At 58.5% G+C, this 12,582-nt stretch carries 18 protein-coding genes; 15 read left to right on the forward strand and 3 right to left on the reverse strand.

Annotation, left to right across the window (positions count from 1 at the left end; translation table 11 throughout):
- The first annotated feature begins 68 nt into the window (after positions 1–68).
- Together AC2FLP_RS16210 and AC2FLP_RS16215 are read left to right on the forward strand one after the other, a co-directional pair.
- The gene (locus AC2FLP_RS16210; protein ID WP_117869905.1) at positions 69–650 is read left to right on the forward strand and encodes an FMN-dependent NADH-azoreductase; all 582 of its coding nucleotides are present in this window, start codon (positions 69–71) and stop codon (positions 648–650) included.
- Positions 651–720: 70 nt separating this feature from the next.
- The gene (locus tag AC2FLP_RS16215) at positions 721–1,458 is read left to right on the forward strand and encodes an aspartate/glutamate racemase family protein (RefSeq protein ID WP_496684956.1); all 738 of its coding nucleotides are present in this window, start codon (positions 721–723) and stop codon (positions 1,456–1,458) included.
- Here the strand turns inward: AC2FLP_RS16215 and AC2FLP_RS16220 are convergent, their stop codons facing one another.
- The gene (locus AC2FLP_RS16220) at positions 1,459–1,989 is read right to left on the reverse strand and encodes a prolyl-tRNA synthetase associated domain-containing protein (protein WP_496684955.1); all 531 of its coding nucleotides are present in this window, start codon (positions 1,987–1,989) and stop codon (positions 1,459–1,461) included.
- Between the two features lie 89 nt (positions 1,990–2,078).
- On the opposite strand from AC2FLP_RS16220, the gene AC2FLP_RS16225 reads away from it, so the two are divergent.
- Together AC2FLP_RS16225 and AC2FLP_RS16230 are read left to right on the forward strand one after the other, a co-directional pair.
- A complete protein-coding gene (locus tag AC2FLP_RS16225; RefSeq protein WP_496675947.1) occupies positions 2,079–2,597 on the forward strand; it encodes a hypothetical protein in 519 nt (172 codons plus the stop codon).
- Positions 2,598–2,704: 107 nt separating this feature from the next.
- On the forward strand, positions 2,705–3,229 hold the full coding sequence (locus AC2FLP_RS16230; RefSeq protein WP_117869908.1) for a hypothetical protein: 525 nt from the start codon (positions 2,705–2,707) through the stop codon (positions 3,227–3,229).
- Here the strand turns inward: AC2FLP_RS16230 and AC2FLP_RS16235 are convergent.
- On the reverse strand, positions 3,226–4,113 hold the full coding sequence (locus AC2FLP_RS16235) for a sulfotransferase domain-containing protein (protein WP_299900425.1): 888 nt from the start codon (positions 4,111–4,113) through the stop codon (positions 3,226–3,228). The genes AC2FLP_RS16230 and AC2FLP_RS16235 overlap by 4 nt on opposite strands.
- A gap of 251 nt (positions 4,114–4,364) precedes the next feature.
- Between AC2FLP_RS16235 and ffh the strand changes: the two genes are divergently transcribed.
- The 11 genes from ffh (at position 4,365) to AC2FLP_RS16290 (ending at position 11,724) form a co-directional block, all read left to right on the forward strand.
- The gene (gene ffh / locus AC2FLP_RS16240; protein ID WP_299900422.1) at positions 4,365–5,861 is read left to right on the forward strand and encodes a signal recognition particle protein; all 1,497 of its coding nucleotides are present in this window, start codon (positions 4,365–4,367) and stop codon (positions 5,859–5,861) included.
- A gap of 41 nt (positions 5,862–5,902) precedes the next feature.
- Complete coding sequence (locus AC2FLP_RS16245; protein WP_496684952.1) at positions 5,903–6,415, forward strand: GNAT family N-acetyltransferase; 513 nt, start codon at positions 5,903–5,905, stop codon at positions 6,413–6,415.
- Positions 6,412–6,963 carry a GNAT family N-acetyltransferase gene (locus tag AC2FLP_RS16250; protein ID WP_299900418.1) on the forward strand — a complete coding sequence of 184 codons (552 nt, stop codon included), beginning with the start codon at positions 6,412–6,414 and terminating at the stop codon, positions 6,961–6,963. The genes AC2FLP_RS16245 and AC2FLP_RS16250 overlap by 4 nt, the downstream gene beginning before the upstream one ends.
- Complete coding sequence (locus tag AC2FLP_RS16255) at positions 6,960–7,499, forward strand: GNAT family N-acetyltransferase (protein WP_117869913.1); 540 nt, start codon at positions 6,960–6,962, stop codon at positions 7,497–7,499. Before AC2FLP_RS16250 ends, AC2FLP_RS16255 begins: the two co-directional genes overlap by 4 nt.
- Positions 7,496–7,792: a chorismate mutase gene (locus AC2FLP_RS16260; protein WP_117869914.1), complete on the forward strand. Its 297-nt coding sequence runs from the start codon at positions 7,496–7,498 to the stop codon at positions 7,790–7,792. Before AC2FLP_RS16255 ends, AC2FLP_RS16260 begins: the two co-directional genes overlap by 4 nt.
- 71 nt (positions 7,793–7,863) lie before the next feature.
- Positions 7,864–8,244 (forward strand): 30S ribosomal protein S16, encoded by a 381-nt coding sequence (rpsP, locus tag AC2FLP_RS16265; RefSeq protein WP_299900414.1) that lies wholly within the window; start codon positions 7,864–7,866, stop codon positions 8,242–8,244.
- A gap of 12 nt (positions 8,245–8,256) precedes the next feature.
- Positions 8,257–8,892 (forward strand): 5,6-dimethylbenzimidazole synthase, encoded by a 636-nt coding sequence (gene bluB / locus AC2FLP_RS16270; protein ID WP_299900411.1) that lies wholly within the window; start codon positions 8,257–8,259, stop codon positions 8,890–8,892.
- Between the two features lie 148 nt (positions 8,893–9,040).
- Positions 9,041–9,544 (forward strand): ribosome maturation factor RimM, encoded by a 504-nt coding sequence (gene rimM / locus AC2FLP_RS16275; protein ID WP_496684948.1) that lies wholly within the window; start codon positions 9,041–9,043, stop codon positions 9,542–9,544.
- Complete coding sequence (locus AC2FLP_RS16280) at positions 9,544–10,359, forward strand: hypothetical protein (RefSeq protein ID WP_496684946.1); 816 nt, start codon at positions 9,544–9,546, stop codon at positions 10,357–10,359. The genes rimM and AC2FLP_RS16280 overlap by 1 nt, the downstream gene beginning before the upstream one ends.
- Positions 10,356–11,165, forward strand: coding sequence for a tRNA (guanosine(37)-N1)-methyltransferase TrmD (gene trmD / locus AC2FLP_RS16285; RefSeq protein ID WP_496684944.1), 810 nt, complete (start codon positions 10,356–10,358; stop codon positions 11,163–11,165). The genes AC2FLP_RS16280 and trmD overlap by 4 nt, the downstream gene beginning before the upstream one ends.
- A 133-nt stretch (positions 11,166–11,298) precedes the next feature.
- Complete coding sequence (locus tag AC2FLP_RS16290; RefSeq protein ID WP_496684943.1) at positions 11,299–11,724, forward strand: hypothetical protein; 426 nt, start codon at positions 11,299–11,301, stop codon at positions 11,722–11,724.
- Here the strand turns inward: AC2FLP_RS16290 and AC2FLP_RS16295 are convergent.
- The gene (locus AC2FLP_RS16295; RefSeq protein WP_205511819.1) at positions 11,721–12,521 is read right to left on the reverse strand and encodes a glycoside hydrolase family 25 protein; all 801 of its coding nucleotides are present in this window, start codon (positions 12,519–12,521) and stop codon (positions 11,721–11,723) included. The genes AC2FLP_RS16290 and AC2FLP_RS16295 overlap by 4 nt on opposite strands.
- Between the last annotated feature and the right edge of the window lie 61 nt (positions 12,522–12,582).

Raw genomic sequence — 12,582 nt, forward strand, 5'->3', positions numbered from 1 at the left:
TTCGTTCGCAAACGCAATAATCATATTGGCGGCAGGACAAGATTCCCGTGACCAAAAGGACCTGAACAATGGCTAAAACTATCCTTCATATCGACTCTTCTGCCCGCCGCGTGAATTCGACCACCCGCGATCTGTCCGACCGCGTGGTCAAGCAACTGGGCGCAGAACGCATCATCCGTCGTGATCTGGCCACCCCCCTGCCCCTACTGACGGAAGACTGGATCGCCGCCAATTTTACCCCCGCCGACCAGCGCGACGACGTACAGCGCGACCGGCTGGCCCTGTCGGACGAACTGGTTTCCGAATTGCAAGACGCCGACACCATCGTCATCGGCCTGCCGATCTATAACTTCTCGGTCCCCGCGGCGTTCAAGGCGTGGATAGACCTGGTTGCCCGCGCGGGTCTGACCTTTTCCTACACGGAAAACGGCCCCAAAGGCCTGCTGGAAGGGAAGCGTGCCATTCTGGCCATCGCATCGGGCGGTGTTCCTGTCGGGTCCGAAGCTGATTTCGCCACCAATTACGCGCGCCACGTTCTGGGTTTTATCGGCATTCATGACGTCGACGTCATCGCCGCGGATCAGATGGCCGTGAACCCGGATGCGGCGCTGGAAAATGCCCGCAAAGCAGTGGCGGAGCTTGCAGCCTGATCGCCTCTGGTCAATAGGCGTTGAAACGTCCAGTCTGCCGGTCAGCAAACAGGCAGACTGGACGGGGCGCATGAAAAAAATAGGTATTCTGGGTGGCGTGGGCTGGGCCTCGACCGTCGACTATTACAGGGCCATTGCCGAAGGGGCCGGGCGTTATTTCGCTGAACGTGGTCACGGCTCGCCTTTGCCAATCCCTCCGATGACCATCGAATCCGTTACGCAGGCCAGGACACGTGCCCTTCGTGGTGTTGTCGGGGATGAGGCAAGCTGGGCGGATTTTGACGCGGTGTTCCGCGACGCCCTGCTGACTCTCGAACGCGCCGGGTGCGATTTCGGCATCATCGCGTCCAACACCCCCCATGCGCGGCTACACGCGATACGGCAGGGTGTCTCGATGCCAATCCTCAGCATCTTTGACGCGACCGCCGAAGCCACTGCAGGAACTGGCGCGTCCAAGGCTCTGGTCTTGGGAACAGCCGTGACGATGCAGGCCACCAACTATGCGGATCGTCTGGACGCCGAAGGCATTGCCGCAAATGAACGGTTGCCCGAACCCGAGATTTCCGAGATGCAGGCCATGATCGACAGTGACTTCTACGGCGGCGCATCCGACGCGGCCCGGGCCCGACTACTGGTCTTTTGCGACAAGTACGCCAGCCCCGGAACCGCGATTCTGCTGGCCTGTACCGAGCTTCCACTGGCTTTTCCGAACCACCTGGACGATCCGGTGTTCGAGGCTGACGGACACCTGTTCGTCAACCCGTCAGCCGCGCACGTTGCCGCCGCACTGAAAGAGGCGCTGATGTAATCAGGGCAACCAGGTGACCTCGCATCCGATGCGATCGAAGAAGCCCATCATATCTGCCCGCTTCAGGGCCACGGTGCGGTCGTTGACAAGGGGGTGCATGTAAATCACCTCGGCCTGTTTTGCCGCCGCATCCATGAAGAACCGTACATCATTCTGAACTCCGTTGATCATCGCCAGCGGGCTGACCGCGCCGGGACGTATGCCTAGGTTCTGGAACAGACGGTCCGCCGAGCCAAAGGACAGGTTGCCAATGCCCAGCTCGGCCCCCAGCGCCTTAAGATCAATCTCGCGGCTTTGCTCCAAGGTCACCAGATAGTTGCGCTTTTTCTTGTCTCGCAGATACAGGTTCTTGACCCGAAGCGCGTACTCTCCCGGCACCATGAACTGGTCTTCAACCGCCTTGGCATCCTCAACCGTACGCAAAGGCGCATGGGTATGCAGGCGATAGGTCAAGCCCCAGCCAGCCATCCGCGTCAACAATGCGTCGGAGCTCAGCGGCAGTGTGTCCTGATAGGCGGATGAAGCGTCCACGAAACCCTCCTGTTTAGACTGCTCATCGCGCACCAAGGCTTGGAATTCAAGCGCGGGACATACAATCGCCCGGGTGATAGCCTGTCCGAATGAAAGTCGCGCGCAACACACCCCAACAGCTGATCCTCAGCGATACCCCTTGGTTCTTCGGAATTCTGTTTGCTTTGAATACCCTGATTTTTGCAGCGCTTGGCCTTTTGCTGACATGGGCTGGCGGGTCGGCTTTCTGGTACGGGTTGAGCATGATCATCTTTGGTGGCGCTATGGGTTTATGGAGCTTTCACCTGCTGGTGAGGCGCGTTCAGGTAATATTTGACCGGACCAAGGGCACGTTGGTGATCCGTCAGAAATCCATCTTCGGATATGCAGCTATAGAGCACGCTCTGTCCGACCTGTCCCATGCAGAAGTTGAAACCATACTGAACAAGCCCGCATGGTTGTTCGCAAGCCGTCATCGTCCGGTTCTGTTGCTGGACAAGGGTATGAGTGCGGGTCGTCATCCGATCATCCAAGCTTTTTCGACCGGAACCTGTGCCGAACGCATCACCGGCACGGTCAATGACTGGCTTGCTGCACGTGGAGGTGACCCCGGCACCCGCTCTGCCTGAAATCAAGGAGATGCGTTCTTGGTGCCTGCCTGTTTGCGATTCCATTCGCGCAAGGCGCGGGCAAATCAAACTGGAACAGGATGTTGGAACGGTGCTAGCGTACCGCCATGAAAGTGACCCGAGACACCCCGAACCAACTGATCATCGCCAATACGCCCTGGTTCATCGGTATCATGCTGGTCATTTTCATTCTGGCCTTTGTCGGTTCCGGTATTTTCCTGATGAGCACGGGCGGCGAAGGCATCTGGTTCGGCCTGATCTTCGCCCTGGGCGGAGGCGGTCTTGGCTTTGGTGCCTTTTGCGCTTTTGTAAGACGGGTTCAGATCATTCTGGACAGGAGGAAGGACAGTATCCTGATCCGCCGCCAATCCGTCTTTGGCTATGAAGCGGTTGAACACACGCTGTCCAACCTGTCCCACGCTGAAGTCGAAAGCACGACATCCCGCGGCAAAAACGGCACCTCGACGCTGTATCGCCCGGTCCTTGTTCTTGAGAAAGGGATGAGCGCCGGTCGCCATCCCATTGTCGAAGCATTTTCCAGCGGGTCTGGTTCTCATCGGTTGGCTGATGCCGTAAATGACTGGCTTCCATCGAAGCTCGGGCAAGACCGTCGTGAAGTCGGGGCGGGTTAAGGGGCCAAGCCGCGTTCCAGCCACAAGCGTTCTTCGGGTGAAATTAACTCGGACATACAGGCACCGTAACGCCCCATGTCTTCCGCCGTTAACTTGCCTTCCCATTTCTCGCTGGTTCCTGAGGCAAAGAACTGCGCGTAGTCGTGGAAGACAGTTTGGAAGCCCGGCGCTTGTGCCGCGCGTTCGGCATTGTTTTTCATCGAACCGAAGCTGCCTGCCTCGGCGATATCGTTGACCAGTTTTGGATCGATATTGATATCTGAAATCCGGGCTATCCGGGCCACCTGACCCGGCAGGTCACGACTGAGTTCTGCATAGTGCAGAAAGTGAATATTGGGCAGCTGCCGGTAACCCCAGAAGGATCGAAAGTGATGAATGATCGATCTGAGAGTCAGATCATCCGTGCCCTTGGACGATGCGGGCCGTTCCAGAAACATCGCAAACGCCTCGGACAAATCATCGGGAAACAGATAGTCCAGCCAGTCTTCCTTCATATTGGCAACATGATTTCGAAGCGAGAAATGCACGTCAACCGGGTGGCGATGCACCACAAGATAAGTCGCATCTGGTGAATAAGTGATCCCGTCCAAAGGCGTATGAGTCTTGATGCAGCGCCGATGCGTCTGCGCCTCCAACTGAGAGGCTTGTTCTTCCTGATCCCTGAATCCAGCGTCCAACCATGGCGAGACCTTGTTGTCATAAACTGCAGGATCCGCTCTACCGGTGATCAGCATCCGAACCAGCGTCTGCGTCCATGTTGTTCCACACTTGGGCGGTGTGCAGACAAAGATATCGTCTGGGCGGATATCGAAACTGGACCAGATGTCTGTGTTGGTGACTTGTCCGACATACTCGTTCGTTCTTTGCGGAAGATTGTCCTTCATAGCGCCCCCTGGACTTGGTACATCCAGATTACACCACGCGCGGTGCGTTTACCTAGGGCCCACCTTGACTCGGGCAGTTCATCGGCGTAGATGACGCCCCAACATCCGGAAGCGTCTGATCTTCCGGTCCCTTGAGTCGTTCAGGGATCGCCCCCCACCAGCGAGTTTCGCCCGTGGGGGCAATTGTGCATTTAACCGGTGTTTCTTATCTAAGAAGCGCCACGAGATAACCGGCTAAGGAGGCCGAAGGCATGTTTGAAAATCTATCCGAACGCCTCTCTGGTGTCTTCGACCGGCTGACCAAACAGGGCGCCCTGTCCGAGGAAGACGTCAAAATCGCCCTGCGCGAAGTGCGGGTTGCCCTGCTGGAGGCTGACGTCTCGCTGCCGGTTGCAAGGGAATTCGTCAAGAAGGTGCAGGAACAGGCGACCGGTCAGGCTGTTACCAAGTCGATCACACCCGGCCAGCAGGTCGTCAAGATCGTGCATGACGCTTTGGTTGACACCCTGCGTGGCGAGGAAGACCCGGGTGCGCTGAAGATCGACAACCCGCCCGCGCCGATCCTGATGGTCGGCTTGCAGGGCTCTGGTAAAACGACGACCACCGGCAAGCTTGCCAAACGCCTGAAAGAGAAAGAGGGCAAGAAGGTCCTGATGGCCTCGCTGGACGTCTATCGCCCGGCGGCGATGGATCAGTTGGCCGTTCTGGGCACGCAGGTTGGTGTAGACACTCTGCCGATCGTGCCGGGCCAGAAACCGGTAGACATTGCCAAGCGCGCCAAGCAACAGGCGACGCTGGGCGGCTACGACGTCTATATGCTGGATACCGCGGGTCGTCTGCATATCGACGAGGTTCTGATGAACGAGGTCGAGCAGGTCCGCAACGTGGTCGACCCGCGTGAGACGCTGCTGGTCGTCGACGGCCTGACCGGTCAGGTCGCCGTCGAGGTGGCCGAGGAGTTTGACGCCAAGGTCGGTATCTCGGGCGTGGTCCTGACACGGATGGACGGTGACGGGCGCGGCGGTGCGGCACTGTCGATGCGCGCCGTGACCGGCAAACCGATCCGCTTCGTCGGTCTGGGCGAGAAGATGGACGCGCTCGAAACTTTCGAGCCGGACCGGATTGCCGGTCGTATTCTGGGCATGGGCGACATTGTTGCCCTGGTCGAAAAAGCCCAGGAAACGATGGAGATGGAACAGACCGAGCGCATGATGAAGCGCATGGTCAAGGGTCAGTTCAACATGAACGACCTGAAAATGCAGCTGGAACAGATGATCCAGATGGGTGGCATGCAGGGCATGATGGGCATGATGCCGGGCATGGGCAAGATGGCCAAACAGATGGATCAGGCCGGACTGGACGACAGGATTCTGCGCCAGCAGATCGCCATGATCCAATCCATGACCAAGCGCGAACGCGCCAACCCGCAACTGCTGCAAGCCAGCCGCAAAAAGCGCATCGCGGCGGGTTCCGGGATGGAGGTCAGCGACCTCAACAAGCTACTCAAGATGCACCGGCAGATGTCGGACATGATGAAGAAGATGGGCAAGATGGGCAAAGGCAAAATGCTGAAACAGGCCATGAAAGGCATGTTCGGCAAAGGCGGCCCCAGCCCCGAGGACATGGCCGCAGGAATGGATCCCAAAGCGTTGGAGCAGGCGGCCAAGGCCATGGGCGGCAAGATGCCCGGTCTGGCCGGCGGCATGGGTCTGCCACAGGGCCTAAGCGGGTTCGGAAAGAAAAAGTGACGCCAGCACGCTGCACCCAGCCCCCGTCCGGAAAGGCGGCGATGGCAGCAGCGCAATATCGCGCAGCCCTGCCGGTCATTCAGACCCGGCGGCTGGTTCTGCGTGTGCCCACCCTGGACGACCTGCCGGTGTGGACGTCGATCTGCAACGACAGCTTTGGTGATACCGCGCAAGACGCGTGGACCGAGTTTTCCTATTATACCTCGGGCTGGCTTCTGCATGGTCACGGGCTGTTCTCGGTCACGCTCAAGGGTGATGATCGCGCAATTGGCTTCGTCGTTCTGGGCCTGGAATGGGACGATCACGAACCGGAACTTGGCTATATGTTCAGCGCTGAACACCGCATGCAGGGCTTTGCCACCGAGGCATGCGCCGCCGTACGTGATTTCGGATTTGACCTGCTCGGATCCGGGCAGTTTGTAAGCTACGTTTCGCAATCCAACACCCCTTCGAACGCGCTTGCACAACGACTGGGCGCAGCGCGTGATGCCAATGCAGAAAGCACCTTTGGACCAACCCAGCATGTCTGGCGGTACAGCGAGGGGCAGGAATGACATTCGCGATGCCAATCCCGACGCTGGAAACCGAACGCCTGATCATGCGCGCGCCGTCCGAGGCTGATGTCAACGCGGACACTGCCTTCTTTGCCAGCGAAGCCGCGAAGTTCGTCGGCGGTCCTCTGCGCAAGGATGAGGTATGGCGGGTGGTTGCCTCGCTGCTGGGTCACTGGGCCATGCGCGGCTATGGGTATTGGAGCGTCGATGAAAAGGACACCGGCACCTATGTCGGGCGGATCGGACTTTGGTTTCCAGAAGGCTGGCCGGAACCCGAGATAGGTTGGACCCTGTTGAACCATGCCACCGGCAAAGGTTATGCGACCGAGGCCGCGCTGACTGCACGCACCTATGCCTATGATGTATTGAGTTGGGAAACCGCGATCTCACTGATCGACCTGGACAATCACGCCAGCAAGGCCGTGGCCAAGCGTCTGGGCGCGCAGTTCGAGTATCACTATGACCACCCCAAGTTCGGAAAGTCCGAAATCTGGCGGCACCCGGCACCCTCGGATCTGGTGAATGGCGGAATGGAGGCTTACGTATGACCTCTTTCACCATCCCCACCATTGAAACCGAACGCCTGATCCTGCGCGCCCCGCATCTGGATGACCTACCCGCGATGACCGTGTTCTTCGCAACCGAGCGCAGCCATATGGTGGGTGGCCCCAGGGATGCGTTCGAATGTTGGAACTCATTGTCGAACCGACTGGGTCATTGGGCGCTGCGAGGTTATGGCCTTTGGCACCTGACCGAAAAGGCTGGCGGGGCATTCGTTGGTTGGGCCGGAATGATCTACGTGCCGGGCTGGGCGGAACCGGAATTGGGCTGGACCTTGCTGGAAGAAGCCGAAGGTAAAGGGCTGGCCTTTGAAGCCGCCCAGGCTGCGCGCGCGTACGCTGCACGACATCAGGGCCTGAACGGCGTGATCTCATACATCGCTCATGCCAATGATCGTTCGCGCGCCTTGGCTGAACGGCTTGGTGCCACGCTTGAGCTTGAGAATGCCGAACTTCTGGGCAAGCACGCTCAGATCTGGCGCCACCCGCAGATAGACTTGACCACCGAGAGGACCGGCCAATGACCAACCCCGTGACACAGGCTGCCACGCTGTTGAAAGAGCATCGCGAAAGCATCGACCGACTGGACGCGATCCTCGTCTATACGCTGGGCGAGCGGTTCAAGCACACGCAGGCCGTTGGCAAGCTCAAGGCCGCACACGACCTTCCCCCGTCCGATCCCTCGCGCGAAGCTGCGCAGATCGCACGGTTAGAAGACCTGGCGAATGAAGCCGATCTGGATCCCGACTTCGCCAAGGCTTTCCTGAACTTCATCATTCAGGAAGTCATCCGACACCACCGGAAGCATCAAGAGTGAACCTCCGGTTCAACAAACACCAGAACTAACCGGCACGCATGCCGGATACGCCATTCAAAGGAGATACCACCATGGCAATGAAAATTCGTCTCGCCCGCGGCGGCTCGAAAAAACGTCCTTTCTATCGCATCGTTGCGGCTGACAGCCGTATGCCTCGCGATGGCCGTTTCATCGAGAAACTGGGCACCTACAACCCGCTGCTGCCGAAAGACAGCGAAGAGCGCGTGAAAATGAACATGGAGCGCATCCAGTACTGGCTGGATCAGGGCGCACAGCCCACCGACCGTATCGCTCGTATGCTGGAAGCAGCCGGTGCCAAAGATAAGGCAGAGCGCAACAACCCCAACAAGGGCACCCCGGGCAAGAAAGCCCAGGAGCGCGCGGACGAAAAGGCGGCAAAGGCGGCTGAAGCGGCGGCTGCACCGGCTGAAGAAGCCGCCGCAGAAGAATAAGCAGGCGGACGCGTGCAAGATCAAACTTTTTCTGACGATTTTCGCACGCAGTTCGACCTGTTGTTGCGGCTCCGGCGTGATGTGCGCCGGTTCCGCTCCGAGGCGATTGACGAGGCAGTGCTGGCGCGCTGCCTCGACGCATTTCGACTGGCCCCTTCGGTGGGGCTCAGCGAACCCTGGCGCGTGATCCGCGTCGAAAGCGAAGCGGCTCGGGCCGCAGCGCTGAAGAATTTTCGAACCGCCAATGACCACGCTTTGGCTGGGTACTCGGGTGACAAGGCGCAGCTGTACAGCAGCCTGAAGCTGTCCGGGATGCAAGAAGCGCCTGTGCAGCTAGCTGTCTTCTGCGACGACGGCACCGAAAAGGGACTGGGGCTAGGCGCCGGTACGATGCCCGAGATGCGGCGCTATTCTGTCGTGTCCGCGATCACCCTGTTCTGGCTTTCACTTCGCGTGGAAGGGCTGGGACTGGGTTGGGTTTCTATACTGGATCCCGACCAGATGATGCGCGATCTGAATGTTCCCGAGACCTGGCGTCTGATTGGTTATTTCTGTGTTGGCAGGCCAGAGCAAATGTCGGACATGCCTGAACTGGAACAGGTCGGCTGGGAAAACCGGGCACAGGGCCTGATGATCGAAACACGTTAAGACCTCATGTTCGGATTGATACGACTTCCCATTCTGCTGCTGATCGCCTTTATTGTAGGCGTGTTCTTTGAGCGCAACAACCAGCGCGAAGCCTGCAATGGGCTTGGCGAATGGAGAAACGGGATATGTTTGACGACAGGGGCAGCCAATGAGTGATCTGATCTGCGTCGGCAGCGTTGCGGGGTCTTATGGCGTGCGAGGTGAGGTGCGACTGAAAAGTTTTTGCGCCGTTCCCGAAGATATCGAGGCCTATTCGCCGCTGACCGATGAAGCGGGCAAAGAACGTTATCCGGTGGTATTGACGCGCGCGATCAAGAACGGGTTCGCGGCCCGCCTTGGTGGCGTTGAGACCAAGGAACAGGCGGATGCCCTGAATGGTTTGCGCCTTTTTGCGAGGCGCGACCAGTTGCCTTCGCTGCCCGATGACGAGTTCTACCACAACGATCTGATCGGGCTGGACGTCTATGACACCGGCGGCACCCTTTTGGGCAAGGTCAAATCCGTGCAGAACCACGGAGCGACAGACTTGTTGGAATTGCACGGGCCGGGCTTGAAAACCACGGTTTTGCTACCTTTCACGATGCAAGTTGTACCCACAGTGGACTTGGAGCAAGGCCGTATCGTAGCCGACCCGCCCGAAGGCCTGATCTGATGCGTCGGGTCCTGCTGCATCTGGGCCTGCACAAGACAGGCATGACTGCAGCACAGTCCTTCCTTCATGAAAACCGGAAACTGATCTGGCCCCGCTTCGCATTGGTTCTTCCCTATAAAACGCGCAACTGCGGCTTAAGCGAGATGGCCACGCGTCATTCGCTTTATCGGCTGGATGCAACCCTGGCGGGTTTTGGGAGTCACCTGCACGCGTTTCTCGACAAGCTGCACTTCGGTGCATACCGGGGGTTGATCCTGAGCGAAGAAAACTTCGCAGGCTTGCGCCCCAGCAGGAATAAGCATGAAGGTTACGGGGCCGCACCGGAACTGGCGGAAACTCTGGTCAGCGTCGTTCGGCGTCGGTTCCTGGGCAACAAGACCGACATCACGATCTACATGTCCTTGCGCAACCGCGATCAATGGCTGCGGAGCCTGTGGGCCCATGACTTGCAGAAATCACGCATGGTGCAGGACTTGGACACTTTTTCGACCGACCTTGCCCAATTGCCATCCCTTCAGGAAACCGCCGACGCCGTCAGGAACCGGCTGCCGTCTGTCACAGTCCGAACGGAATGGATGGAGGCGTTGCAGAACCACCGCTTTGGTGCAGGTGCGCCGTTGGCCGAATTTCTGAACCTGCCGCCGGAACAATCGGCACAGCTTGTCGGGCCTGCACATAGCACGCCTGCATTTTCCGACGATGTGCTGCTGGAAATCCTGGCTCTGAACCGTTCCTCGCTGGACGAAACCGCCATGATCGCCCAGAAGAAAGCACTGATTCACTCCGCACAGAACGAACTGGCCCGCCAGACATGACAGAGAAACCCAGCAAATCACATGGCCGTAAGGCAATCCGTCCTGCCCTGAAACCACGCGAGCTGATGACGCCGAGTCCTGACCTGCACGGGGTCTGGAAAGCCAAGATCATCACTCTGTTCCCGTCCGCCTTCCCCGGTGTTCTTGGCGAAAGCCTGACAGGCAAGGCCTTGCAGGAAGGGCTCTGGCAACTGGAAACAGTGGATCTGCGACAGTTCGGTATAGGCAAACATCGCAACGTTGATGACACCCCGGCCGGGGGTGGCGCCGGAATGGTTCTGCGGGCCGATGTTCTGGGTGACGCGATCGAGCATGCGATGGCAGGCGTTCAAGGGAACTGGCCGCTGATCTACCTCAGCCCGCGCGGGCGCCGCATGGATCAGCGCATGATGCAGAATCTTGCCCGTTGTGACGGCATGACCCTTCTGTGCGGTCGTTTTGAAGGCGTGGACGAGCGCGTTTTGGAACATTATGGCGTGCAAGAGGTGTCGTTGGGTGATTTCGTCATGACCGGCGGCGAAATTGCGGCACAAGCCCTGATTGATGCCACAGTACGGCTGATTCCCGGAGTTCTTGGAAATCAGGCTTCGACCGAAGAGGAAAGTTTTGCCTCGGGTCTGCTGGAGCACCCCCAATATACCCGTCCGGCAGATTGGAAAGGACGCCCGATCCCCGAGATTCTGATGTCGGGCCATCATGGCCGGATCGCGGAGTGGCGCCATAAAATGGCAGAAGACATCACGCGCGAACGGCGCCCTGATATCTGGGCAGAGTATGTCAAAACCAACTCCGAATCTCAGGACTAAGCCCGCATGATGTGGCCGGGTTGCCGAAGGTTCTAAGTTTGTCAGATTGCCAGTTGTAGTTGATCACACCTCAATGTATTCGCTCTTAGGTTCCATGGGGTTTGGGATAAAAAGAAGTGAAACTGAAGTTACTATGAAAAAGCTTCTGCTTGGCACTTTATTGGTTGCCTCCGCCTGTACCACCAAACCGCTTGGGATGTCCGTTCCGACGCAAGCCGGTCATAATCTGCACTCTGCGAAGGTTGCCGTTGATTCCTGCTCTCAGGAAGCTGACGAGGGCGGCAACAGCGCCGTAATCGGCGGTTATGCAACCAATATCCTGCTTTGGGGCATCATCATCGGGCCTGCGGTCACCGCGCCAATTCAGGACGAGCTGCGTCAACAGGGCGAAATCGATCAGGTTGATCGCTGCCTACGCGCACGCGGTTTCGAGCGGCGCGAACTGACCGCGGGTGAGTCGTTCTGGGTGCGAAACGCCTTTGGTGATGAACGCGAACGGCGGCTGGACCACCTAGTCGGGGGCGGCACTATCGAAACCTACGGAACATCACAAAACTAGCGCCGCGCTTTCCAGCTGGCCCAAGTCTCTGGGGTGCCGTTGAACGTGTTGATGTCCACCCTACCCTGAACCCCCGGCACCAGCCCGGTGCCGGTGTATTGCCAAAACCGCCAGACCGTGCGGGGATAGACCTGACGCGGATGGCCTGCGACGGATCGCAACCAGAACTCGGTTTTGGGCAAACGCCCGATATCCGTATCCGCAAAGAAATCCACTGTCGTGTAGACGATCGGACGCCGACCATAATGCCGTTCGAGAATGTCCAAAAAGCGCTGCGCTTCGGCGCGGACAGTTCTGCCATCGGGCCGCAACGTGCAGGTCTTGGAATGCGGCGTCCACTCCATGTCAAGAACATGCGGCAGATCTGCCCCTTTCGGGACGTTCTGAATGAACCAACGTGCCTGTTCCCGGGCCGATCGGCAGAAATAATAGTAGTGATAAGCCCCCCACGGCACGCCCGCTGCCTGAGCACCGCGCCTGTGGTCGTCGAATAATGGATCCGCCACATCGCCGCCTTCGGTTGCTTTCAGAAACGCAAAGCTTACGCCCGAAGCTTTGGCCGTGCGCCAGTCTATCGGTCCCTGCCAGCGCGAGACGTCAAGCCCGTGGATCGGATACAAGCCAGGGTGACGGCCCTCCCAGTCATGTGGATCGGCGTCACCAAAATCAGGATAGATTACGGACGGTGCTGTCCTGTCCACGCCCGGCGTGGGTTCCACGACCTGCGGTTTCGGGCCGCCGCGTCCACACGACATAAGCAAAGCGGCTGCAATCGTCAGCATAAGTCCAATTCGCATCATGGGGTCCTGTCTGAAATTTCTGCTCTTTCAATTCCCTTCAGAATGCCTGATCTGACTG

The sequence above is a fragment of the Ruegeria sp. CDSA141 genome (assembly GCF_059612005.1).